This is a genomic window from Legionella maioricensis (genome assembly GCF_023618015.1).
Lineage (GTDB): Bacteria > Pseudomonadota > Gammaproteobacteria > Legionellales > Legionellaceae > Legionella > Legionella maioricensis.
The window spans coordinates 10867-37796 of record NZ_JAJKBJ010000015.1 but is presented as its reverse complement, the minus strand read 5'-3'; the positions used below and the strand labels follow the sequence as shown (position 1 = coordinate 37796).

Sequence of the window (26930 nt, the reverse complement as noted above, 5' to 3'; positions counted from 1 at the left end):
ACAGCACGGTATCTGTCAGGATGAATAGAACACTGCGCCTCAAGGCCCATCATTTTAGTATTGATGAACTGATAATAAACAAAAGACTAATAAATAACAACTGAGGAGAAAAGGTTTTATACGTTATACCAGTCAGTTTTGAAGACAGGAACTAAACTCATAGCCTTAGAAAAATCCGGACTTGTTCTGATGACGTGGGAACATTATTTTTTCTACCTCATGGTCATTTTTTAACCTGGAAAATGGTCAAAAATAGAACTAATATTAAAAGGAGAAGTGGAAGCATCCCAAGTATCCTTCACTCTAAGTTGATCCGCATGAGGTGAGCCATTTTCTTCCTCATCAGCGAATTATTTAAATGAAAAAACAAGGCTTTAAATGATTTCCATAGCAGGATACATCTTACAAGAAAAAATGCGGCAAAATCATAATATTGATACTTATTATGCCATCAGACTCAAAGATAAGTGTAAAGTCTTATTAAAAACTCCTAATACTGATTGTTCATCTTCCGAACATTTCGCAATATTGCAACATGAATTCCAGTTATTGAAGATGATTGAAGCGCCTACTGTTATAAAGGCTCATGATTTTCTTCAAAATACTCCGGTTCCTGTATTAATCCTTGAGGGTGTAGAGGGGCAGCTATTAACTTCTTATTGTGTGATGAACCAATTAGAATTAAGTGATTTTTTTAATCTGGCCATACAACTGGTTGATATCATAGGAGAACTGCATCAACGAAAGATTATTCACAAACAAATTAAGCCTTCTAATCTGGTTATAGATCCTGAAAAATTAAATCTTAAACTGATTGATTTAAGTGCTTCTATTAAACTATCTGAAGAAACTTTTGATTATCTAAGTTTAGATGAGCTTCAAGATGGGTTGGCTTATATTTCTCCTGAACAAACAGGGCGCATCAACCGTCCTGTGGATTACCGTACCGATTTTTATTCACTGGGCGTAACACTTTATGAAATGTTGACTAATCAATTACCATTTCAAACTACTGACGCGCTTGAGTTAGTTCATTGCCACATCGCAAAAAAACCGCCTAATGTATCAGATATTCGATCTGATACACCTAAAATGATCGCAGCAATAATCGATAAATTATTAGAAAAAATGCCTGAAAAACGTTATTCCAGTATTACTGGACTAAAAGCAGATATTCTTGAATGTCTTAAACAATGGCAACAATCAGGGATTAACAGTAAATTCACCTTAGGATTAAATGATATAAGAGATCACTTAAGCATTTCCCGAAATTTGTATGGTCGAGAATCACAGGTACATCATTTACTTGAGGCATTTAATCGGATAAGTCAAGGCGCCAAGGAAATTGTATTCATTGGCGGTTATTCTGGAATTGGTAAATCATCCCTCGTTAAAGAAGTGCATAAGCCTATAGTACAACATAAAGGTTATTATATTCAGGGTAAATTTGATCAATTACGGCGAAGTATCCCTTATAGCGCCATTGTTACCGCCTTTAAAAATCTGGTGAAACAAGTACTTTCTGAAAGTGAATATCGATTGAAAAAACTTAAAGAACAGCTGGTTTTTGCTCTTGGTCATATTGGACAAGTGGTGATTGATGTGATTCCAGAAGTAGAGTTAATTATAGGTGAGCAACCGCCTGTACCCTTACTCAATCCAGCCGATGCGCAAATTCGGTTCAATCTGGTGTTCCAAAATTTTGTGCGGGTTTTTGCTCAGAGTGAGCATCCATTAGTGATGTTCCTTGATGATTTGCAATGGGCAGATAACTCCTCTCTTAATTTTATTGAAAATTTATTACAAGATCATGAAACGAACTATTTATTGATTATTGGGGCTTATCGCGATAATGAAATTAATGAGAAACATTCGTTACAGTTAACCATTAATAATTTAAAAAAGAATAACATTGAATTTACTACATTAATTTTACAACCATTACAATTGAACAATATTCAACAACTTTTGCAAGATACTTTATCTGGAACCTCGGAAAAAATGCAAAGTCTTGTTAAAAGCATTTTCGATAAAACCCAAGGCAATCCATTTTTTATTAATGAATTTCTTAAAATCATTCATCAGGAAAAAATATTGTTTTTCTCTTATGAACGGGGTTCCTGGGAATGGGACTTAACCAGGATTCAACAACAAAGCGCTACTGATAACGTGGTTAATCTACTTACCGCTAAAATTAATTTACTTCCCCTTGCCACCCAAGAAACTTTAAAACTATGTTCCTGTTTAGGGCACCAATTTGATTTTAAAACTTTGTCTATTATTAACAATCAAACTACCAGCCAAACAGCAGAGCAATTAGGGCAAGCGATTGAAACCAATTTAATTTATCCTCTTGATGAAACTTATAAAACACTGGGGTTGGTGGGAATAAACGACAAGGTTACGTCTCTCACCAATACATTACATTATCAATTTGCTCATGACAGGATTCAGCAAGCAACCTACGAACTCATTGAACAAAAAGATAGACCCAGAATTCACCTTAGGATAGGCAGACTGTTATTAAAAGAAAAATCACTTGAAGAAGATGATGAACGCTTATTTGATGTGATGAAGCACTTTAATCAAAGTATCTTTTTAATTGATAATATGGATGAAAGGCTGTTGTTAGCAAAATATAATTTTTGGGCCGGTCAAAGAGCAAAATCAGCAACAGCTTATGATGTCGCCAATGAATACTTATCAGCCGGAGTTGAATTACTAGGAATAGAAAATTGGAATAATAACTATGATCTGGCATTTCAGCTTTATAAGGAATCAGCCGTTTGCAAATATTTGATTGGAGACTTTAGCGCCGCAGATCAGTATTTTTCCGAACTGCTAAACCATGCAAAAAATGCACTCGATAGCCTTGAAATCTATAAACTTAAAATAGAGATGTTTTCTACTTTGGGCAAACATACTGAAGCATTGCAAATGGGAATAGATGCTTTACGACGCTTTGGGGTAAAAATACCTGAAAAACCTCATTTAATTCATATTTTAATTGCAATTTATAAAATTAAATTTCAATTAAGAAAGACCAAAATTGAAAATGTTAATTTACCTCCCATGAAAAGTTTAAAACAAAGAGCAATCGTTGATTTAATAACTCAATTATTTAATAGCGCCTTTATCATCAATCAACCGCTATTTGTTTTACTCACGTGCAAAAACATCAGTTTGAGTTTAAAGTACGGATATACGGACAGCACCTCCCTGTCTCTGCCTGGCTACGCCTTTATTATCATGCATTCTCTGGATTTTTATGATGACGCCATTTCATTTGTATCACTCTACAACCGTCTGAAAAAGGAATATGGGGCATCAAATTTTGAAGGCAAAAATCAATTGGTATTAGCAACCTTTATTGAGCCGTATCAAAAATCAATTAAAATGTGTAATAACACCATTCTTAAAGCATTTAGCCTGTGTTGTGAAGCAGGAGATTTAGTATACAGTAACTACAGTAATTTATTATTAGTGATTCATTCGCTTACCCGAGGAAAAAACCTGAATGAAGTAAAAAAGAATATTCATTCTGCTTTGTCATTTATGTCGCGTGTGACTATTTCTGATTTTATTAATGTGGCGAAATTTTGGGACTATCTTACCCAATGTTTAGAAAACAATGAATTGTCCAAGGTTGAAGAAGCAGGTGTTTTTGAAGGGCAGATTTTGCAAGGAAAAAATAAAACAGAATTAAGTTTCTTTTACAGTTCCTTAACCCGATTATATTTTTTATTGGGAAATTTTGAAGAAGCGATTAAAGCAGGTAAAAATCATGAGCTTTACTCAGATTATGATAAAGGATTGCTTAGTCATTTAGAGGGGAAATTTTTCTTTGCACAGGCTTTATTTTATCACTTACCTGCCTTGGCTAAAAAAGAACGTCGCTCCACTTTGAAAAGATTAAAGCAATTAAATTTTTTTATAGCCAAATATGCGGCTTGGTGTCCTGAAAATTATAAAGTTTATGCGTTATTAATGGAAAGCGAATTTGCCTGTCTGGAGCATAATCAAGAGCATGTTCTTGCATTGTACGAGCAGGCAATAGAAATGGCTCTTACAAATGGCCTGGGACTCATTGCTGCTATTGCGTGTGAAAGGGCCGGTCATTATTGTATGACGTTCCAGATTGACAGAATTGCGAATTTATATTTACACAGTGCCCATCGATATTTCAATGAGTGGGGAGCTTTAACCAAGGTTCAATTATTAGAACAAAAATACCCAACATTAACATTTAAGTACAATACCTCAAATTATAATGTGGCATTATCCAATCTTCCTCAATCCAAAACGAATACGAAAAGCCTGGATATGTTGGCTCTCTTTAAATTTACCCAACTTATATCAAGTGAAATTCGTCTGGATAAATTACTGCAAAAATTTCTGATGATTGTTTTGGAGAATGCAGGGGCACAACGCAGTATCATTTTGGCGAAGGTTAATGAGCAGTGGGTAATGGAAGCAGAAGGAAATCTGGAACAACAAGTCATTTATCTTAATAAGCCAATAAGCGAATCAGACGCTTCGCCTACCTATCCGATTTCTCTTTTGAATTATGTTCAGCACACTCAAAAGCCGATTATCTTAAATGATGCAATTCAATCGGAGCTGACTTTTCAGGATGCTTATGTACAACAGGAAAATCCTCGCTCACTTTTGATGATGCCTTTATTTTATAATGGTCAGTTACGTCGAATATTATATTTAGAAAATAATAGTAATAGTTATACCTTTACGTCTAATCATCTGGATAGTTTACAGCTGTTGGCTTCTCAAGCAATGACATCTCTGGAAAATGCTAATCTTTATTATCAGGCTACTCATGATCCTTTAACGGGGTTGGCAAATCGAAGTTTATTATATGAGTTATTCCAACAAGCCACCCGACAGATAGGGCGCACTCAAGAAAAATTGGCTTTATTATTTTTAGATATTGATTATTTTAAAGTGATTAATGATACTTTGGGACATGATAATGGAGATAAATTACTGGTTCATGTTGCAAATATATTAAGCTCAATTTTGCGTGAGGGTGATGTCGCCGCTCGAATAGGAGGGGATGAGTTTACAGTAATACTGACTAATATTCTTTCTAACGATCAAGTCACCATAATAGTGGAGCGATTACTTAATGAACTGTCCAAACCAGTCCCGATTGACGGTCATTTGATTCAAATTACTTCGAGTATGGGAATTAGTCTTTTTCCAACAGATGGGCATGATATCCAAACCCTGTTGAAATTAGCAGATACCGCACTTTATCAAGCAAAAGAAAAGGGCAGAAATCAATTTCATTACTATTCAACAGAACTCTATGAAGAATATCAACACACTCACGGTTTAGATAAAGAGTTACAACGAGCTTATGATCAGCAAGAGTTTTTTTTAATGTATCAACCAGTTCATCATGCTATGACTGGAGAGATAATTGGACTGGAAGCTTTATTACGTTGGAATCATCCAGAAAAAGGGATATTAGCCGCCGGGGATTTTATTCATACTCTGGAACAATCCCAATTGATTATTCCGGTAAGTGAATGGGGTATCAAAACGGTTTGCCAACAAGCAAAAATATGGCACGATAAAAAAATATTAACCGGCTCTGTGGCTATAAACGTCTCAACAATACAGTTTATCCGACATTCACTAAGCAGAGTCGTTGCAGAAGTTCTGACTGATACTCAATTAAGTCCATCGTGTATTGAATTAGAAATTACAGAAACAAGCTTCATTGAATATAATGAACGGTTCTATAAAGAAATGGACTCTCTAAAAGAAATGGGCATTAAATTAGTGATTGATGATTTTGGTACAGGATACTCCAGCTTATCTTATTTAAAGCATTTACCAGTATATAAAATAAAAATAGATAAAGCGTTCATTAATAATTGCCACAATGATTACTTGGATCAAACAATTATCAATGCCATTACAACCATTGCTCATAAGTTAAATATTAAAGTCATTGCCGAAGGTGTTGAAAACTCAGCGCAGCTTAAGCTATTACAAAGACAAAATATTGATGGCATCCAGGGATTTTATTTTTCTCGCCCTTTGACGGCAGAACATTGTGAAAAATACCTTAAAAAGTCGCTGCTGCAAAAAATTTTGAAAGAGTAACAACATACGTTGAAACGCCGTTTTCCGTCATCCTGAGGAGTTGCGATGAGGGCTCTCTGAAATAGGCACGATCTACATTTTGGAGATTCTTCGCTTCGCTCTGGATGACGTAGCTGCTTCATCTTCTATGGCGATTTCACTAAAGTTTAAGAAAAGTGGAGGGATTTTAAACTTGGTGAAAATCGCCCCTGATTATTTTCAATAATATGAAACTCTTAAGGAGTTCTTAAGGAACTCTTAAGAATAATGAGTTAAAATGTAGCACAATGTTTTTTATTAAGAGATTTACTATGTCTTCTCCAATTCGTAACCTCCCTGATTTCATTGAAAAAATAAAGAAGATTCGCGATTCCTTAGAGCAACTGGACCCCACTAATAATACCGACGCGCTGGTTAAATTTGAAAACCAATTGGCTTTGGATGAGTTGGAGGAGTGTCTTAGAGCGAAACCAGAAGAGTTTAATAAAAAAGCAGCTGAATTTCTTGCAACACGTTGGGAAAGGATTGGTAATTCCTCCGCTTCTTACACGCAACAACCATTAAATAAAGTAAATTTATTGTGCGTGGAATTGGCAAACATTCTTTCTCCACTGCCTGCGGATCCCCAAAAATATGATGAATTAAAAATGGGGGAAGGACCTTATTTCTTATTAATGCCCAGCTTGGTGGTACATGAGACACTTTATGGAGTGAATATCCATCAATTAAAATTACATGAATTTATCTTGTCGGACGATGGGAAATTATTCATTCCTATAATGGCTTGTTTAAAGCGCGCTTACGAATCTGAAACAGGTGAAATGAGGCACTTGATGATGAAGCCTGGGGTGCCACTATTTCCTCCTTTGTTAACAGCAAGCGAGATCGCGCGAATTGCCCAACATTCTCCTATGGTTATAGAATATTATAACTTAATCGAGGGTTATAATAAGAAGAGACTTCATGATTCTAATTTAGGCGTTGAATTAGATAAATTAGCCCGCGCCTTAAGAGCGGGCGGTATGCACCAAGGTGGTCAAGATGAAGATTCAGGTGCTGCGGCAAACGTAGGGATTTTAAAATTTACAGAGTTCTGGGAAAACTATCCCCAAGAGAAAAAAAAATGGGCTTTGGAATATTACACCAATCCATCACTGGAAGAGGCCTTAGGACGTTTAATGCGGCCTAAAGATGCAATGTATCAAGATACAAGGTTTTGTGTCGAGATAATTGAAGGAAATTTCATTAGTCCCATTGTAAGTAAAATTCAACGTGAGGAAGGGGAGCTGAGTCAACTTAAAGAACAAATCAGTGAGCAAAAAAAGGCAATTAAAGAGGCGATGAAAAGCACTGATTATACAGTAAAAGTCAATCGTAACACGGTGAAGCAACCCCAAGTTCTACCCTACATTTTTGTATTAGATGAATCGCAACAAAAAGAAATTTTTAAACATACTTTCCACGAAAGTGCGTTGTATTATGCTTTAGAATACGAACCATTAGCTCTGCCTCAATATTTTGATCTCTTGGATGATACTCGGGTGAATGAGTTAGTTACCGCACGAACCCGTGATGATGACACAGCATTGATCATTGCAGCAAAAGCCGGAGGGAAGGAGTCGGTTGAATTATTATTAGGAGCAGATGCTGAGATAGAGGCATTTGGCGAGGATAAGAAAAGGGCTTTACACTGGGCAGCAATTAATGGGCATAATGACGTTGTTGAGTTGTTATTACAACATGGAGCTGAAGTTGACGCCGAAACTGACCATGAAAAAAATACGCCTCTTCACTTAGCCATTACTAAGGGGCATGCCAACGTAGTGGCCACTTTACTTAAAAATGGCGCTGATGTGATGATTAGAAACAAAGTCGACTCTTCACTTCTTCATCTCTATTTTTGGCATAAGGATGAAATTTTTCAAAATGCGTTTGATCTGGCACTAAGGCATCATCCTGAATTAATGGAGCCATTACTTTTCAAAGGTATTACTTTAAACGCAAAGCAACAAAAAAACTGCCTATCAAGGATTGAGGGAGGTACTTATGACAATGTATTGCTGTATGCTGCTGTGTTTCATCCCCTGCTCTTGGATGATTTGGTTGAAGAACTAAAGAAGCAGTCTGAGGATACAATTCTATCCATTTTAGGTTCGAGAAATAGTGAGGGTAAAACGCTATTAATGCTGGCTGCGGGATTGGGTCGGATCAAATCAGTTCAGAATTTGCTCGAAATGGGTGCCGATATTAAAGAATATTCTACACATCTAAGTTCATCAGTATTACATGAGGCTGCTAGTAGCGCCCATAACAATGTCGTTGAGCTGGTGTTAACTAAAGCCTTAGAGGAAGAAAGAGCTGAATTACTTACCCATCCAGATGCACAAGGTAATACCGTTCTTCATGTTGCAGTTCCTAATGGCGGTCAGGTGGTCGCTACTTTGTTGGCGCACGGAGCTGATATAAATGCCAGAAACCATGCTGGTGATAATCCTCTTGATGTTGCAATACAAAAACAAGATTCCAAATTAATCGTCCCCTTACTTTTAAAAGCTAATACGCTAACATTGGAAAAGCAAAAATCATGTTTAAGCAATATTGAGAATGGTGCTTATGAGAATGTATTGTCGTATGCGATGTGTGAACAGCCTGATGCGATAAATGAATTATTGCTCGCCAATGGACAAATGGAGCAATGCCTTGCTGGGCATAAAGCAATGGAACAATTCTTTGACGTTGACGCCCATATTGCTTCGTTCCAAGAGAAACTTAAAGAAATGGAACAAAAGGCCAGAAGGAATTATCGTTATGATTCGGCAGTAAATGCGACCAAAACGTTAATCAGGGAATTAAAGCTAGCCAAAGCCGAGTTTATTTTGACTGAAGGCATGAGTATTGAAGACAAAAAAGTTATGTTCAAACAGAGATGTCTCGATGCCGCTCAGCTGGCTCGTCCTGTTTTAGAAACTCATAGAGAATTGGCAAAACGAGTGGCTTCTTTAATTCTGGTACTGCTGACTCTTCCTATTTCTATCCCTCTTCTTGTTCTGGGCGTTTTCTCTTTGAAAACTCAATCAGCACAAAAACTGAATTGGCTAAAAGAGGATCTGGAAGACAAAACTACACCAAGTAATAATCTTATAATGGGTCAAGCTTAAGGAATAATAGAAAGTAATCTATAGTTCCTGGTTAACTAGCCCAAAAAGCTCTTTTTGGGCTAGTTAAATGCAAATGAACTTATTTGCTTCTAACTGGAATATTTGGAGTGTGGCGGAAAAGCCTCTTTCCAAATTACGGCAATTATATGGTGTCTTGCCAAAACGCATCAAATAAGAATCTCCAAGGAAAAGTTGCTGATATCCTTTAAAAATCTTCTAATGACCAGACCTGATAAGAGGGTACTTCATAGGGATGGGCGAGCTTTAATGCAGCAATTACTTCACGAATACAGGTTTTGTCACATACCGTTTCGACCTTATATTCGGCAACTTTTTCTAATTGATTCACTTTTCCAATGAATGCCTCGCTTCCAGTTAATGGCATAAATTGTCCTTCGCCTAGCACTTGCCAACAACAATGACTGTATTGCTCCATTTTTCCTGCACCAGCATTAAAAATAGCATTCTTAACGATTTCAAGATGAGTTTCTGGAACATGAAAACAGAGCACGTACATCGTTAATTCCTATGAGAATTTAAATTGAGAGTTTATTAAAAAGGTAAATTTTTTATATAAATCATTAGGCCGGGGGCCCGGCCTATGGCATCTTAATGAATGTGATGAGGATAAGCAATACGTCTCGATTTGATTACACCATTGGTTGGGGGGGGCAGTGGCTTATTTCGACAGAAGAATTAAGTTTTATCAGTTCTTTTTCTAATTGTTTCACCCAGGTTCTAAATCCTTTACAGGTCTCCACAGCCTTCATTTTAAAAAAGCTTTCTGGTACACCGTTTTCTTGCAAGTCATCTTTTAGATGCTCAATACCTGCCAATAAACATCGTTTTGCACTTGAAACGCAGTTGTTGCGAACAAGAGAATAATTTCTGCCGGTTTCTTTTTGCATAGCAGCTGTAACTGCCTCTTCATTAATATAAAAATTTAAGCCGCTTTCGCTGGTAGGTAAATTAATTGAATGATCCGGATGAAGACCGATGGTCTCATAGGTTCTATTGAAAACAGTTTCTTTTCGTTTCGTCATCTCTTCTTGTTGCTGATAGTGTTCCTCTAGCAATTTCAGAGTTTGTTCATCTCTATTTTTTACTTTTTCAACACTGCCCTGAATCCATTTTTGTAAACAAGTGATCGTGTCATGAACGTGATTTAATTCTTTTTGAACGGCATTTTTCTTATCTGCATATTCTCGTTGTACTTGTACTAATTTTTTTTTCAATTCATTTAATAGTAACTTCAGTTGTTGTTGTTCCTTTTCCAGATTTAACAACTGTTCTTTTCCACTGCTGGATTCTTTAATTGTTTCACTATCAGGTGTAGAGAGACTGGTTGAATAACTTAATTTTTTGTCAAGAAAGCCTATTTTCTTTTTGTTTTCATTGAGCTTATTACTGGTTTGAGTGATTTGTTTTTTTAACTCAGCGACATCTAACGGATAAGTTTTAAATAGTTTTTCCTGTTCTGTTTTCAGTGCCGATTTCTTCACAATGACTTCTTTCAAAGTACCTTCCCATGCAAGCTTATTGTCTAGCTGGGTTCTTAAGTTACTAATTTCAAATGCCAAGGCGATATTTTCCTGCTGCTCTTTAACCAAAGCCGCCTTATCTATTGCGTACTGCGAATCTCGCCGTTCAATTTTGGAGGTTTTGGTTCCTCTATCTTCTCTTTGCATATCGAAAGCATGCGTACCCAATACTGGTGCAACTCCTTTACTACCTTTTCCCAGATGCATAAGATGCAGGATATCTTTTAATATACTGCTGTTAGGAGGCACCGAAACGGGCCAGAAGCTATGGTCTATTTGAAGACTCTTAACAGTTTTTGGAGCGTAGTATCGCCTTGTTTCCCCATCTCTAATTTCAGGAATAATTTCCAGGCTATGAGTTACCTGGAGGCCACAGGGATTGGCTGCTAATCTTTCATAGATTTTTGAACGCTCATCAACTGATAATACAAAATTAGCATGGCCAACATTTTCACCTTTTTCTTCGGAGGCGAAGAAGGGACCAAAAACTCCATGTTTAATTCTTTTACCAAAACGGTAGGGTGTGGAAAACCAAATATTAACCTCTAACATAAATCTCTCTACTACCTGTAAGACAATCTTAAAATTCTACTCGTAAATTATTAAGAGAAGCTTAAGATGGACATTAGTCAGTCATATTAATAATACTCATACCTTGGTAATAGATCTTTATTACTGCAGCTTTGAATTAGAACCAAAATATTCATTAAAAACTTTCAAATAACTGCCATCTTTTTCCATATCGAGCAGGATATTATTTATTTTATTAATTAATACAATATTACGTTTAAGAGTAATGATTCCGTATCCGCTTCCTATAGGAATTTTATCGCCAACCAGTTTTACCTTGGATTCGCTAATGTTTACCATATATTTAGCTGCATAATGATTGATCAAAATAAGATCGATGTTTTTTGCCAGGAGGGCATTTAATAATTCAGCAGGATCGGTGAACTCTACAAACTTGTTATTAGTGCTGTATTTATTCAATATCTCTGACTCAGCGAAATTGAATTTAAAAAAACCAATTTTTTTATCATGAATATCGGCCGTGCTATGGACGGGGTCAGATTCTAAGGCTAAAAATTGCCCATGGCTGGCTAAATAAGGTAAGCTAAATATATATTTATCCGATAATAATGAGGCAGTAATCGGGCTTGGTGTGAATGTAACATCCAAAACACCTTTATCTAGTGCATCAAACTCACCGCTTGCGGGGATGGGGACGAACTCGCATTTATAGTTAAGTCGCTGGCAAATAACATTCATCAGGTCGACTACAAAACCATAATAATGATTGGTAGTATCCGATTTTGATGAAAAAGGTGGGGCAAATTGTAATACTCCGACCTTAAGTGATTGGCCATAAGCAAAAATATTGCTTATAAATAAGATAATAAATACTATCAACTTCATGTTTTAAATCCTTCAAAGAGATGTTTAGACTCTAAGTGGAACAATGACACTTGTCAATTAGCGAACAATAGACCTATCCAGGGGCTTGAGATGAGAGGGAAAATATTTCGGATGATGAGAGTAAAATTGCGCCTTTGAACAAATTATTAATATAACCTATTTCATTCCAGAAAAGTTTGCTAAATTAATGAGTCATTTCGCTGTAAGGACATATTGATACTTTATGTTACAAGACAATAAAGAAGCCTTTAAAAAAATGATCATTATTTTTTGGGCATTATGGTGGCTTACTGCCTTATGGACAGATATAGTTGGGAGTCTGGCTCACTTTGGTTGGCTGATAAAAAGCTGGGCGCCGGATACCAATTATCCTTTTTTACTCAACTCATTAAAAATGTATCCTCTGCCAGAATGGGGTCCCCCGTTGCTTTTTATAGGTATATTGCTTTGGTCTTTGCTTTCTACTGTCGTTTTTTGTTGGGCCTGTGTTGGTTTGAATAAAGACTCTAAAATCTGGATGCGTCGGGCTGATATAGCTTTTATTGTTTCTCTTGGCTACTGGCTTGCTTTCTTCCTGGCTGATCAACTGGTAATGAAATTTGATTTGGAAGAAAATCATATGGTTCAGGGCGGATTCCAGTTATTGACTTATCTGACCCTTTATTTGTTGCCTTCTACACCGACAAAGAAATAATGAAAAGGTTTCTCTTTCATCATCGGTATTTTCCACGTTGCCTCGAGCCACCTCACGTTGCCTTTGAGCTACCTCATGTTGCCTTGAGCTACCTCATGTTGCCTTGAGCCACCTCATGTTGCCTCGAGCCACCTCATGTTGCCTTGAGCCACCTCATGTTGCCTCGAGCCACCTCACGTTGCCTTGAGCCACCTCACGTCATCTCGAGCTTTAGCGAGAGATCTCCTGGATATAGCACATACCGCATTCAGGAGATCTCTCGCTAAAGCTCGAGATGACGGACGCGTGGAGGAAGGCTCGCCTGCCCTGATTATAAATTAGCCACTTTTACCTTTCCCTGTAGTTTATTCTATACTTTATAGATGGATGATAAAGTTAATAATTCTTTTAAAACAGCGTATTACTTGTTTGATTGTTATTAAAAATTTTTAGGGAGCACTAATATGGATACCTCTAAATTCTTAAGCAAAGTGCTTGGACTCTATCTGCTCATTATAGGTGTTGCCATGTTTGTGGATATGCATCAGTTTACGCGTTATGTTTATAAGCTGGTTAATGATGCCCCATTAATGTTTGTTACAGGCTTTTTTACGCTGATTCTCGGGTTATTAATGGTAGTAAGTCATAATGTTTGGGAGCTGCACTGGCGATTGATTATCACGATTATTGCCTGGCTGACTTTGTTCAAAGGCGCAAGCATTATCTTTTTTCCAGAGTTCATTGATCATCTGTCTCTGAGCTTTGTGCATCATCTGAATTTTGCTTACGCAAGCGCTAGTTTTGATTTTCTTCTTGGAGCACTGCTAACTTACTTAGGATTTAAACGTTCCTAAGGTAGTTGAGCCTCTGCATTTTTAGCGCGACGTAATTTTTGTCGACCTTTTCTCTTGGATGCGAAAAATTTCTTTTCTATAACTGTATCTGTTGAATTAAAGTCTATTAAAAACTATGGATTTTAAGTTATATTCTTAGTCCCGCTCAATTTAATAGACAAGGAAATGTTATGTTAGATTCCAAGGTTAAAATAGTTCGTTTTCATGAAGTAGGCGGGCCTGAGGTATTGCAATTGGATGAAATGTCCTTGCCAGAGCCTAAGAAAGGTGAAGTAAGATTAAGAGTTAAAGCAATTGGTTTAAATCGCGCAGAAGTCATGTTTCGCCGTGGAAATTATCTGGTGCAGCCTCATTTACCCTCGAATATTGGTTATGAAGCATCGGGTATTGTCGAAGCCGTTGGTACGGATGTGGATAAAAACATAATTGGGCATAAATTCAGTACTGTTCCCTGCTTTGACGTGGGTAAATATGGTGTTTATGGTGAAGTCGCGATCGTTCCGGCTTATGCTTTGGCTGCCTATCCGGAGAAATTGTCGTTTAGCGAAGCCACGTCAATTTGGATGCAATATCTTACAGCTTACGGCGCATTAATTCATTTTGGCAAAATGACCAAAGAAGATTATGTTCTAATTACGGCAGCAAGCAGTAGTGTGGGCATCGCAGCCATTGACATTGTCCGAGATCAGGGCGCAGTCAGCATTGCAGTTACACGTCGGAGGAGCAAAAAGGAAGAATTACTGTCTTTGGGCGCCAATCATGTGATTGCAACTGATGATGAGGACTTAGTGGCTCAAGTAAATAAAATTACTGGAGGGAAGGGGGCAAGAATTATTTTTGATCCTATTGGGGGGCAAGGATTAAATAAACTTGCAGAAGCAGCTGCCCAAGAAGGGATTATTTTTGAATATGGCGCTTTGGCACCTGAGCCAACTCCATTCCCATTGTCTATTGCATTGTCTAAAGGACTTACTATTCGAGGTTATACCTTGTTTGAATTAGTCGCTAATCCACAATCACGCGCACAAGCTGAAAAATACGTTTTTGATCGTTTGCAAAAGGGGGTATTTAAACCTAAAATTGCGCGCACTTTTGAATTGGATCACATTGTAGACGCACATCGCTATATGGAGTCAAACGAACAGATTGGTAAAATCGTCGTTACCGTCTAGGCCCTAAGGGTTAATTTCATAGAGGCTGGTTTATTCGAATTATAGATAAACAGCATGGAATTAACCCAAACAATTAAATATGCTAAAATAGTGCCTGATATGCTGGGTGATCTATTTGCTTAACTGCCTGTGTCGCCCTGCCTGAAATGTATCATCCCTTTTAGAAGAAATCAGTTTATGAGTCACACTTTATCATTTAAAAAAATTACAGCGATTATTATGGGTAATGCAATTGAATGGTATGATTATTTTGTTTATTCCTTTTTAAGTGTGTACTTAGCCAAGATATTTTTTCCCAGCACAAACGATTTAAATTCCCTGTTAGCGATAACCGCGACTTTTGGAGTAGCATTTTTGATGCGTCCTTTGGGCGGTATTGTTTTAGGTGTGGTTGCGGATAAATATGGTCGGATTAGAGCAATGAATTGGTCTATTGCATTAATGATCATTGCGTTGACTTTGATTTCTTTTGCACCAACCTACAATCAAGTAGGGATTATTGCTCCATTGATTATTTTATTTGCCAGACTTATCCAGGGATTTTCTGCTGGTGGGGAGTGTGGTATTTCACCTGTTATTTTATTCGAGTCTGCACCGCCTGACAAAAGGGGCTTTTATTGCTCTATGCATACCTTTAGTCAGATGATTGCCGTACTGGCTAGCTTAATTGTGGGTATTTCATTAGCAAAAAGTTTATCAGCATCTCAAATTGAAGATTGGGGATGGCGTCTTCCATTTCTTATTGGTTTAGTAATCATTCCTATTGGCGTCTATATTCGACAATACTTAAAAGATCCCATTTTGATTGTTTCCCCAAAAGTACCCAGTTCATTGTTATATGCGGTACGACACAACATACAAAATTTATTTATAGTCATCGGGTTAGTTAGTGGTGGAAGTGTGGCGATGTATGTCCTTTTATCCTACATGCCCACCTATGTGTCTATGTATTTACATCTTAATGTTTCTGATGCTTACGCTTCTACCTTAATGGGGGTAGGCCTGATGATTGTATTGATTCCCTGCTTTGGTTGGTTATCCGACAAAATGGGAAGAAAAAATCTTTTATTACTTTCTATGGTGTGCTGTTTTATTGAAATCTATCCTTGTTTTTTATGGCTTAATGCAGCCCCTTCATTTCAACGACTTGTCATTATTCAATGTATTATTTGCTTTTCACTATCTATCTATTATGGTGCAATTCAAGCTGCAATAACCGAGTTATTTTCTTTTAATATTCGCTCAACTTGTTTATCACTCGGTGTTAACGTTTCGGTATTGTTATTTGGATCTTTTGCCCAATTTTTTGTGACCTTACTTATTAAAGTATTTGCCAATCCATTAGCTGTAACGGTCTATCCCTTAATTGGCATAGGGATTTCTTTAATAAGCGCAATGTTTTATCAGGAAAATAAGATCAGCGAGGAGACATCCTTACAAGAAAAATGGATTAATCAGCCTATTTAAATTGTTAAAATAAAATAGATTAAGTTGGTTTGAGGAATCTTCATTTTCATAGATAGCCGCACCTACAGAATTTAATGATTAAAAAAAGGACTGAGCCGTTTAGTTGAGGCCCTTTGCTCCAAACGCTCTACGGTTTCTAATGCAGGGGGAGGCGCTTGGTAGTGCGGATGAGGTTTATAGATTGAGGGCATTTGTTCCAGTACCTCTTCTATTTGTTGCAACACATGGGCCAATGAATGTTCTAAAGGAACCTCCTTATTGGTTTTTTGGTACAGCTCATGTGCCAGACCGATTCCATGCTGAATGGCCTGAAAAAACTGTGAAATAGGTCCTCTCAAGGCGGCAATATGGTCATATAAGGGGCCTATTGCCTCTACTTGAGTTATTTGCTCGAGATTTTTTCCCATCTCATCAAGTAAGGAAAGCAGTTTTTTTTGTTGCATGACCAGCTTTTGCATTCCCATTAATAATTTGGACGGTTTGCTTTCCTTATGCATATGATTGTATCTGTTTAACTGTTGCTGATTTTTTTGATAGGAATGGACGACTTTCAGCAAATAATCTACCAGTTGGCTAAGGGCATGTAAAATTTGTCTTAAATCCTCACTTCCCAAGGCATAAGTAAGCCTATCAAGATTGGTACTGGCAGCGTGTTTGGGTTCTATGCCTAATAAAGCAATTAAGTTATGGTCAAGGCTAAGTACTTTTGACAACGCATCTTGACTGCTTAGCCTGTACTCCAATAGCAACTGTATTATCTTGACATTAATATCAAATGACGCAGCATCTGACGATTCAGAATCATCCCCTAAATCAATCAATAATGCTTGTGAGTCAGCTAATAATTGATTGGCTTGAGTTATAAGTCTTTGTGATTCACTAACAATAGAAGAATTCATTAAGGTGATACTCTATATTAATTAGACAATGCGAGTTACCTTAATTATAACAGAATAGGGATTTCCCATGAAAGTTTAGGGGAAATCTTTGCATGAGCAGCCGCGTTGTAGCAACAACGCCGAATAAGCTGCGGCATGCAGGGGAGGGGATAGATTATCAACACGCTCTAAATTATTGAGCAGAAAAATTTATTTTGTTCCCGTTTAAAATGTTTTCTTTCATAAACACAGTATGAAAAACTCTATCAACTCCTATAGCTAAATAGGCATTTTTAGTTTCAAAAAATTGAGCATATAACTTTTCCTTTCTGTCCCAGTGGTCCCAGGTTATAGCAACCGTGCCGTTATTTTCCAAACTATAAATCCCTTTATCTGTTTGAGGTTCGTTATGTGGTTTAAGTGACATTTTTCCATAAATAGTCCCATTACCATCCATGTACATGGTGAAGGTATTATTAATGGTTTTTCCATTAAGATTATCGGTAGGAATAGAGATCAACGTTTTCTTAATAAAAGCCTTTCTCACTTGTTCTTTGGTCATGGATTGCAAGGCAGTAGCTGAGCTTGCTGAGTGAACAATCATTAGGATCAGGAAATAAATTAAATTGGGGGTCCGCTTCATTTTTACTCCATAAGTAATCTGGTGAACGTGTGATTTTTATTAATGCAATTTAAGCGCGGAGCGCACACGTCGCATTAAAAAATTTGCAGCCGTCATCACGCTGACTTTCCAATAGCCAATTATTTTAACTTGATGTGATTTATATAATAACAAATAAACCATTCTTGCGAAAAAACCCGTAATAAACACGCTTTTTTCATTACCTACGATAAGTGCACCGTGGGTACCGCCGTGACTTAATGAAACCAAAGAACCATAATCCACATAACGATAAGGTTTCAGCGCTTTCTTTTTTAGAATATGTTGAATGGAATGGGCTAATAAGCTGGCCTGCTGATGTGCTGCCTGGGCGCGTGCCGGAACTTGTTTTCCGTCCGGCATAAGGCAACAGGCACAATCTCCGAATGCAAAAATCGTATCATCAACTGTTGTTTGTAGCGTTGGTTTTACTTTAATTTGTCCTGCATTATTAAATTCAAAATCTGCAAGCTTCTTCGCACTTTCCTGTCCTTTGATTCCTGCTACCCAAATGATCATATCAGCGGGAATAAAGATATTTTCATGAGTGAGTATGCCATTTTTTTTAACTTCAACGATTCGAGTATTCGTTAAAATATCAATACTCATTTCGGCTAATTGTTTTTGGGTTACAACAGAAATGTTCTCCGGTAAGGGAGATAAAATACGGGAAGCTGCCTCAACAATAGTAATTATGGCAATTTCTTTAGGGGCATATTTCTGTGAGATCAAGGCGCTTAATTGCGCTAATGAGGTACGTAATTCCGCTGCCAGTTCAACACCGGTTGCCCCGCCACCAACAATAGCCACTTGAATTGGTCCTCTATTTTTTTCATAATGGTTGTAAATTAATTTTTCAAATAAAACTTGATGAATTTTTTTTGCTTGCCACTCAAAATCCAGATAATAACAAAACTCATCACTTCCCGGGGTATGGAAGTTATTGGTGACGCTGCCAATCGCCAGAATCAATAAATCGTAGTCCAAAGTTAATTCACATGGCTTATCCGTTTCGGTGGGATTATGGATTAAAATCGTTTTATTTTGCCGGTCAATTTTTTTTAATTGCCCTAATTCAAAATGGAATTCATTTTTTTTAGCAATTGCGAGGTACCCCATTTTATCATAAACATTATTGAGGCTTCCGCTTGCTACTTCGTGAAACAAGGGTTTCCACACATGGGTCAGCGATTGATCAACTAAAGTAATTTTAACATCTTGTTGACGACGATAGGCCCGCCCTAAGGAGACCACCAGTTCCAAACCTCCTGCACCGCCACCCACAACAACGATATTCAAAATGCATCTCCAAAATATTCATTTATCCTTTTTCTATATTATATGCCCTCACTAAAACCGATAAGTAGGGGCTGTTGACAATTTATCCTTTAAATGTCCTGCCTGCCACGATTCGTTACTTATAGCCATTTACGGTATTTAAAATATTTATAGGGCGCCCATGAAGAAAATAACATGAGACTTATAGCGAGAACATAACCGTATTTCCATGAAAGCTCCGGCATAAAAGAAAAATTCATGCCATAAATACTTGCAATTAAGGTAGGAGGTAAAAAGATTACAGCAGCAACGGAAAATATTTTAATAATGGCATTTTGTTCAATTTGCACCATTCCTAAAGTGGCCTCTAATAAAAAACTAATTTTGTTAGAAAGGAATGTAGCATGATCATTGAGTGAACTAATATCTTTACTTAAGGTGAGAAGTCGTATATGGTCGTCAATTTTTACAATTGCTGATTGATCAAAAAAAGGAATGAGCCTATTAAAAGATACCAGGCTTTCAACAATTTTCGCGTTGAGCTCTCCATTGGCACCAAGTTGTTGTAGAAACTCCTGATAATTGGTGTTATGAGAATTCTGAGGTTGAAAAATATCTTTTGAATAACTTTCTAACAGATGGCTAATCCGCTCTAATATGTCTGCTAATCGATCAACAGTGGTGTCTAATAATTCCGTAAGTAATGAGATGGAGTTGTCAATGCGCATTTTATTAATTCTTGATGCAAATAATTTAAAAGATTGGGGCTCAATATAGCGAATAGTAATCAATTGTTTTGGAGTAATAACAAAAGTAACTGCATCCTGTTTCGGATTGATGGAGTCTGATTGGGCAATCATTGTAGCGGTCATAAAAAGGGTATCGTTTTCTTTATAAAGCCGACTAGATAATTCAATTTCACGCATTTCCTCCCGAGTCGGAATATTTAATCTCACGTATTGCTCTACAGTGTTTTCCTCTTCCTCTGAGGGATTAATGAGATCGATCCAAAGAGATTCGTGTAACAAATTTTGATTGGTTGCATTAATTTCCGTTTGTTTTAATCCATCTTTTAAATAACTTGCAATAATCATAAAATTCATCTCACATTAAATGTAATGAAGAGTGTCGCAAAGTTGTCTGTTTTAGACAACAAGTACATCAAACTATTTCAATCGACGTCTGAATAAACCAGCACGGCAGTTCTAAGGCTTATTCCTAATATAGAGATGGTCATTTTTATTGGAAGCCTGGGTTATCGACAGCGGGATACTTTATTACCACTGATAATTCGGAGCTATTTTCTTCAGGATTGTAGGTGAATCTCATGGCATTTTTTAATGGTATTATCTACCAAACGTGTCACAATGGTGATAAAGTCTTGTAATAAAAGAGTTTTATTTACGGATAATTGATCATTTTTTGAAATAAAAAAGCAATATTCGATTATTGCTCTCCAAAGTCTTATTAATTATCTCCTAATAAACTTGGGTTCTGTTTGGTTGATCGTAAGGATTGATAAAATCTATTTAATTCCTACTGCAGGAAAAATAGTTTTAAATAGGGAATATTAGCGCATATGTTAAAGACTTTTACCCTTATAGCTTGTTTGTTCCTTACTGCTTGTATGATGGTCGGACCTAATTACAAGGACCCTAAAAAACAGGTTGCCGAGCATTGGCAAAAAAACTCAACCGTCAGAGAGTCGCCGCCTCAAGATGCGAATTGGTGGAAAGTATTTCATGACCCTATTTTAACCACGTTAATCAACGAAAGTTATCATAATAATTTATCCATCCAAAGTGCTGGTGTCCGAGTTCTCCAGGCCAGAGCACAATTAGCTCAATCTGTAGGGCAGCTGTATCCGCAACAACAAGCTTTGACTGGTAATTATACTTATAATCGGATTGGGGGTACCTCATTGCAAGGGATTTTACCTCAAAGTTTTCTGACGGCATTAATGGGTTTTTCAGCGAGCTGGGAAATTGATTTTTGGGGTAAATATCGAAGGGCGATTCAAGCAAACGATGCTGCTTTTTTTGCTTCAGTTGCCGCTTATGACAATGCACTCGTTACCCTTACTGCTGATGTTGCCAGTACTTATATCAAGATTCGCACCCTTGAAGAGCAAATTAAAGTAACCAAAGCCAATATTCAAGTGCAAGCTATGGGATTAAGAATTGCTAAGTCTCGATTTAATAATGGCCAAACCAGCCTGGTTGACGTAGAGCAAGCGCAGACTGAGCTTTCTGAAACGCAAGCAAAACTGCCTTCGTACGTTAATGAGTTGCAGCGCCAGAAAGATGCATTAGCCGTTTTAATGGGAACCATTCCCAACGGTGCCAATAAATTACTGGATAAGAATCATGGCATTCCTAAAGCACCAATAACAGTAGCTGTTGGCATTCCTAAAGAGGCATTAGCAAGAAGACCTGATATTTATCAAGCCCGTCAGGAGGCCATCGCCCAATCTGCTGCTATAGGAGCGGCTAAAGCTAATCTTTATCCGGCTTTTTCATTAGTTGGAACTTTTGTATTTACTTCGAATAATATTGGTAATAGTTCTATTAGCGACATTTTCCATTGGCAAAATCGAGCAATAACTGCTGGCCCCAATTTTACCTGGCCCATACTTAATTATGGTCAAATCACCAATGCCGTACGTGTGCAGGATGCGGTCTTTGAACAGTCTTTATTAAACTATCTGAATTTGGTATTAAAAGCGCAGCAAGAAGTTCAAGACAACATCACGGGTTATATTGAAGCCAAGAAAGCAGAGCTTTATTTAACCCAAGCGAATCAAGCGGCAACAAAAACCTTAAAATTGACCATGATTCGTTATAAAGAAGGTGAAACGGACTTTACTCCCGTGCTTAATGCAGAACAACAACAGCTGCGTATACAGACTTCTCTTGTTAATGCACAGGGGGATATCCCGCAAGCATTAGTAGCTCTTTATCGCGCGCTTGGTGGTGGTTGGCAAATTCGGAATGGGAATGATATTGTTCCAGCAGAGATAAAAGCGGAAATGGCTGCTCGTAGTAACTGGGGAACCTTGTTAAAACAAGAAAATCATATGCCACCAGTCACTAAGAAAGAGCAATTTAAACAAATTTATCTACCCAAATGGTAAACAGAATGAACTTTGATAGAAATTCAAAACAGGTCAAAATAGGGATAGCGATTGTTGTTCTATTTCTTCTTTATTGGGTCGTGCATCATTTTTCTAAAAGTAACGCGCCAGCTATTCCTCTTCCGGCGGTTATTGTGAAGAAACCGGTAGTGGCTGAAATGGCTGAATACGTCACCCAAACAGGTACTACGGTCGCTTTTAATTCAGTCAATTTAGTAGCTCGTATTGAGGGTTACCTTCAGGCAATAGAATTTACTGATGGTACTATGGTCAAAAAAGGGACTGAATTATTTGTTATCCAGCCCGAGCCATATCTGGAAAAATTAAAAGCTGCTCAAGCTACTGAGGCAGCATATAAAGCGGCTTTTGCCTACGATAAATCCGAATATGCACGCCAGAAACGCATGTATAGAGAAAATGCTACTTCTTTAAATAATGTGGAAAAATGGTTGGCCAAGAGTCAGGAGGCTGAAGCAGAAGTAAATAAAGCGGCAGCAGATGTGGCAATAGCAGCAATTAATTACAGTTATACTCATGTATCCGCTCCATTTGATGGACGTATTGGCCGTCATCTTGTTGATGTGGGTAATTTAGTGGGTAATGGCAAAGCAACTGATTTGGCAACAATCGAACAGATAGATACCCTCTATGTTTATTTTAATCTTAATGAGCTTGATTTACTGAAATTACGTAAAGCAGCACGTGCTCGCGGCTTTAAGCCTAAAGATCTTAGTAAAGTGGTTGTTGATATCAACTTGCAAAATGAAACTGGATTTAATCACAAGGCTACGCTTAACTTCATCAATACAGGGCTTAATGCAGCCACAGGAACTATGGAATTGCGTGCTCTTTTAGATAATAAAGATCATATTTTTGTTCCCGGCCTTTTCGTGCAGGTACGAGTTCCCATAACCGAACCGGAAAAGCAATTGACTGTACCAGAGACCGCGGTGCTCTATGATCAAATTGGTCCGTATTTGTTGACAGTAGATAACAACAACATTGTTGTATTAAAACGTGTGTCGCTAGGTAGTGTGCAAGAAGGTATGAGAGCAATTACTAAAGGACTTGATGCTCAGGATAGAGTCATTACTAGTGGTCTGCAAAATGCAACTCCTGGCAATAAGGTGCAAATTCAAGAGCTAAAAGAAGCAACACATTAACCAGTCGTTCCGATTGTAGAGACGTCCCTCGGCTTGTCCGCGGGATCCAGAGAGTTAGGCACCGAGCGGTATTTCTAGAGCCCGCGAACAAGCCGTGGAACGTAGGAAACATAGAAAGAAATTGATTAATGCAATAACGTCGAGCAAGTTGTGGCATGTCAGGTGGGATCTGCGATAGATAGCTTGATTGAGTTTAAACAGGAAGTGAGAAGACAGCAGAATGATTTCTAAATTTTTTATTGAAAGGCCTATTTTGGCTAACGTTATTGCATTACTCCTGGTTCTTCTTGGATTAGTGGCTATAGCTGTTTTACCTATAACGCAATATCCTTCTATCGTACCTCCCACTATTCAGGTTACCACCAGCTATCCAGGTGCCGATGCTAAAACGCTAATCAATACAGTAGCCCTCCCTATTGAACAGCAGGTCAATGGGGTGGAAAAAATGCTGTACATGCAATCTACCAGTACCAATAACGGAACTTACAATTTGGTTGTTACCTTTGCTATTGGTACTGATCTGAATTTTGCCCAGGTCCTGGTGCAAAACCGGGTACAGGCTGCTATGGCTCAATTACCTGAGTCGGTGCAAAAACAAGGGGTTGTGGTACAGCAAAAATCTACGGCTATTTTACAATTTGTCACCCTGACCTCTAAAAATAACGAATATGACGGTTTATTTCTTAATAATTATGCGGCAATTAACATGCAAGATGAGTTGTCGCGTTTACCCGGCGTAGGAAATGTGATCATTTTTGGAACAGGAACCTATGCAATGCGTGTGTGGCTTGATCCTCGGAAAATGCTTGCCTTTGGTTTGAATCCAAGCGATGTACTTTATGCTATTAGCCATCAAAATCAGGCCGTTTCTGCGGGACAAATTGCTTCTCCGCCTACTTCAGGACAACAACCTTATCAATTTACCGTTAACGTACCGGGGCAATTAGCTGATCAGGAAGAGTTTGCTAATATTATTATCAAATCTACTGCCACCCAAGCCAATCAATCGGCAAACAGCAGCACCAGCGCTCAAATAGTACGAATACGCGATGTAGGTCGCGTCGAGCTTGGTTCTTCAAGCTATAATCAGCTCGCAAAATTGAATGGCAAAGACACTGCAGCTATTGGCATTTTCCAACTTCCAGGGGCCAATGCCCTCCAGGTTGCCAATGAAGTGCGTAAGGCAGTAGAAAAAATGGCGAAAAAATTCCCACCAGGGATGCAATATTCCGTTCCTTTTGATACCACTATTTTCGTAAAAGCCTCCGTTAATGAAGTTTATAAAACTTTATTTGAAGCCGGTATTCTCGTGTTGCTGGTCATACTCGTCTTTCTACAAAACTTTCGTGCTACCTTAGTACCGACAACTACTGTGCCTGTAACAATAATTGGCGCCTTCTTTGCCATGCTTTTGTTAAGTTACTCTATCAATTTACTCACGTTGTTTGCTTTGGTTCTGGCTATAGGTATTGTGGTAGACGATGCTATTGTTATCGTTGAAGGGGTCACTCAGCACATTGAAAGAGGCACCTCTCCTAAAGAATCTGCAATTAGCGCCATGAGTGAATTATTAGGTCCGATTATTGGCATCACTCTGGTACTGATGGCTGTATTTGTACCAGCAGGGTTTATGCCAGGATTAACAGGAGCCATGTACGCCCAATTCGCATTGGTGATTGCCGCCACAGCATTTATTAGCGCAATAAATGCAATGACTTTGAAACCCACTCAGTGTGCCTTATGGCTTAAACCTGTAGATACTCACAAAACCAAAAATGCTTTTTATCGTGCATTTGATACAGTTTATTACTCTATAGAAAATAGATACCTTGGTTTTATAGATAAACTGATTCATCAAAATAAAACAGTATGCTTAGTTGGTATTTTCCTGGTTTTATTGGCTATTTTTGGTATTAGTCAAATTCCTACTGGTTTCATTCCTCTTGAGGATCAGGGATATTTCATGCTGAATGTTCAATTACCTGATGGCGCCAGTCTGGGGCGTACAGAAGCCCTTCTTGATGATCTCAGTAAACGAGTAGCCAAAGTCGGTGGGGTAGAGAATATTATAGCTATTGATGGAATTTCACTCTTGGATAACAATGCCAATCTTGCCAATGCGGGAGTTCTTTATGTAATGCTCAAGGATTGGAGTTTGCGAGGAAAAGATGAGGGTTTGCTTCCTCTTTATAATAAGTTAAATGATATTGCGACTAATACTTTGGGTGCTAAGGTCTTAGTAATGGTGCCGCCTCCCATTCAAGGCTTGGGAGCTTCTGGTGGTTTCCAGATGCAATTGGAGTTACAAGACGGTTCTTTTGATTATCAGAAATTACAAAGCGCTACGGATCAACTCATTTATTACGCAAGTCAGCAACCTGAGCTGAAGCGGTTGATGACTTCATTCAGGGGATCTGTTCCTGAGGTTTCTGCGCCAATCAACCGATACAAAGCCGAATCATTAGGGGTTTCTGTTGGAGATGCTTCCGATGCCTTACAAACTTATCTCGGCTCATCTTATGTTAATCTTTTTACCAAATTTGGCCAAGTATTCCAGGTCTATGTGCAGGCTGAAGCTAGTTCACGTATGACCATAGAGGATGTGCGCAATTATTATGTAAAAAATAAGTCTGGTGGTATGGTGCCGCTTGGAACCCTGACTGATATATATCCGGCAGTAGGTCCAGCTATTGTTTCTCTTTATAATCTGTATCCTTCAAGCAATATTTATGGCATGTCAGCGCCTGGCTATAGCTCAGGTCAAGCTATTCAAACATTAGAGAAAATAGCCCAGCAGGTTTTGCCAGCAGGTATGTCATACGAATGGACCAGTACTGCCTATCAAGAGAAGATTGCAGGAAATATGAGTTACTACATTTTTATTCTATCGCTAATTTTAGTCTATTTGATTTTAGCGGGCCAATATGAAAACTGGGTCACCCCTGGAGCGATATTATTAAGTGTGCCATTGGCTTTATTAGGAACGGTTTTAGCGCTAGCCATCCTTGGAATCGCAAATAATATGTATACCCAGATTGGTATCCTGCTTTTAATAGCCCTGGCTGCCAAAAATGCGATTTTGATCGTTGAAGTGGCGCGTGAACACCGGGAAATTCATAAGAAATCCATCATGGAGTCTGCATTATTTGGCGCTAAAACTCGTTTTCGACCTATTATTATGACGTCTTTTGCCTTTATTCTCGGGGTAATGCCTCTAGTGTTTGCTACAGGTGCAGGGGCTAATGCGCGCCGCTCTATTGGTATTGCGGTTTGCAGTGGAATGTTGGCTTCAACTTGCCTTGCGGTTGTCTTTGTTCCTGCTTTTTATGTCATGTTGCAAACTTGGCAAGAAGGGCGACAAGCGAAAAAAAGGGAAAAAATGAATCTAGCCGTTAGCGATCAGGAGGTTTAATAAACCAGACTTA

16 protein-coding genes are annotated in these 26930 nt (G+C 38.0%); 9 read left to right on the top strand and 7 right to left on the bottom strand.

The genetic code is table 11. The annotated features are described in order from the left end of the window. Window positions 1-378 precede the first annotated feature (378 nt). Entirely contained in the window at window positions 379-6132 is a 5754-nt protein-coding gene (locus tag LOX96_RS12140; protein ID WP_250423332.1) for an EAL domain-containing protein, read from the top strand. A 290-nt stretch (window positions 6133-6422) separates the two neighbouring features. Next, complete coding sequence (locus LOX96_RS12135; protein ID WP_250423329.1) at window positions 6423-9269, top strand: ankyrin repeat domain-containing protein; 2847 nt, start codon at window positions 6423-6425, stop codon at window positions 9267-9269. A 205-nt stretch (window positions 9270-9474) separates the two neighbouring features. Here the strand turns inward: LOX96_RS12135 and LOX96_RS12130 are convergent, their stop codons facing one another. The 3 genes from LOX96_RS12130 to LOX96_RS12120 form a co-directional block, all read right to left on the bottom strand. After that, window positions 9475-9786: a YqfO family protein gene (locus LOX96_RS12130; RefSeq protein WP_250423327.1), complete on the bottom strand. Its 312-nt coding sequence runs from the start codon at window positions 9784-9786 to the stop codon at window positions 9475-9477. 133 nt (window positions 9787-9919) lie between these two features. After that, window positions 9920-11362 carry a hypothetical protein gene (locus LOX96_RS12125; RefSeq protein ID WP_250423325.1) on the bottom strand — a complete coding sequence of 481 codons (1443 nt, stop codon included), beginning with the start codon at window positions 11360-11362 and terminating at the stop codon, window positions 9920-9922. Between the two features lie 120 nt (window positions 11363-11482). Next, the gene (locus LOX96_RS12120; RefSeq protein ID WP_250423324.1) at window positions 11483-12226 is read right to left on the bottom strand and encodes a transporter substrate-binding domain-containing protein; all 744 of its coding nucleotides are present in this window, start codon (window positions 12224-12226) and stop codon (window positions 11483-11485) included. Window positions 12227-12449: 223 nt separating this feature from the next. Here LOX96_RS12120 and LOX96_RS12115 point away from each other — a divergent pair, with 223 nt between their 5' ends. The 4 genes from LOX96_RS12115 to LOX96_RS12100 all read left to right on the top strand — a co-directional run bounded on the left by LOX96_RS12115 (window position 12450) and on the right by LOX96_RS12100 (window position 16392). Further along, the gene (locus LOX96_RS12115; RefSeq protein WP_250423322.1) at window positions 12450-12920 is read left to right on the top strand and encodes a hypothetical protein; all 471 of its coding nucleotides are present in this window, start codon (window positions 12450-12452) and stop codon (window positions 12918-12920) included. Window positions 12921-13363: 443 nt separating this feature from the next. Further along, window positions 13364-13753: a hypothetical protein gene (locus LOX96_RS12110; RefSeq protein ID WP_250423320.1), complete on the top strand. Its 390-nt coding sequence runs from the start codon at window positions 13364-13366 to the stop codon at window positions 13751-13753. A gap of 170 nt (window positions 13754-13923) precedes the next feature. Beyond that, entirely contained in the window at window positions 13924-14925 is a 1002-nt protein-coding gene (locus LOX96_RS12105; RefSeq protein ID WP_250423319.1) for a zinc-dependent alcohol dehydrogenase family protein, read from the top strand. Window positions 14926-15102: 177 nt separating this feature from the next. Beyond that, entirely contained in the window at window positions 15103-16392 is a 1290-nt protein-coding gene (locus LOX96_RS12100) for an MFS transporter (protein WP_250423317.1), read from the top strand. Between the two features lie 71 nt (window positions 16393-16463). On the opposite strand, the gene LOX96_RS12095 is transcribed toward LOX96_RS12100, so the two are convergent. The 4 genes from LOX96_RS12095 to LOX96_RS12080 all read right to left on the bottom strand — a co-directional run bounded on the left by LOX96_RS12095 (window position 16464) and on the right by LOX96_RS12080 (window position 20303). After that, entirely contained in the window at window positions 16464-17291 is an 828-nt protein-coding gene (locus LOX96_RS12095; protein ID WP_250423315.1) for a hypothetical protein, read from the bottom strand. Window positions 17292-17463: 172 nt separating this feature from the next. Further along, window positions 17464-17913: a hypothetical protein gene (locus LOX96_RS12090; protein WP_250423314.1), complete on the bottom strand. Its 450-nt coding sequence runs from the start codon at window positions 17911-17913 to the stop codon at window positions 17464-17466. A 39-nt stretch (window positions 17914-17952) separates the two neighbouring features. Next, window positions 17953-19230 carry an NAD(P)/FAD-dependent oxidoreductase gene (locus LOX96_RS12085; RefSeq protein WP_250423312.1) on the bottom strand — a complete coding sequence of 426 codons (1278 nt, stop codon included), beginning with the start codon at window positions 19228-19230 and terminating at the stop codon, window positions 17953-17955. 119 nt (window positions 19231-19349) lie between these two features. Then, window positions 19350-20303: a magnesium transporter CorA family protein gene (locus LOX96_RS12080; RefSeq protein WP_250423309.1), complete on the bottom strand. Its 954-nt coding sequence runs from the start codon at window positions 20301-20303 to the stop codon at window positions 19350-19352. A gap of 485 nt (window positions 20304-20788) precedes the next feature. On the opposite strand from LOX96_RS12080, the gene LOX96_RS12075 reads away from it, so the two are divergent. From LOX96_RS12075 to LOX96_RS12065, 3 genes are all read left to right on the top strand, one after another. After that, entirely contained in the window at window positions 20789-22342 is a 1554-nt protein-coding gene (locus LOX96_RS12075; protein ID WP_250423307.1) for an efflux transporter outer membrane subunit, read from the top strand. 5 nt (window positions 22343-22347) lie between these two features. Next, window positions 22348-23505 (top strand): efflux RND transporter periplasmic adaptor subunit, encoded by a 1158-nt coding sequence (locus tag LOX96_RS12070; RefSeq protein ID WP_250423305.1) that lies wholly within the window; start codon window positions 22348-22350, stop codon window positions 23503-23505. A 220-nt stretch (window positions 23506-23725) separates the two neighbouring features. After that, window positions 23726-26917: an efflux RND transporter permease subunit gene (locus LOX96_RS12065; protein ID WP_250423304.1), complete on the top strand. Its 3192-nt coding sequence runs from the start codon at window positions 23726-23728 to the stop codon at window positions 26915-26917. Window positions 26918-26930: the final 13 nt, after the last annotated feature.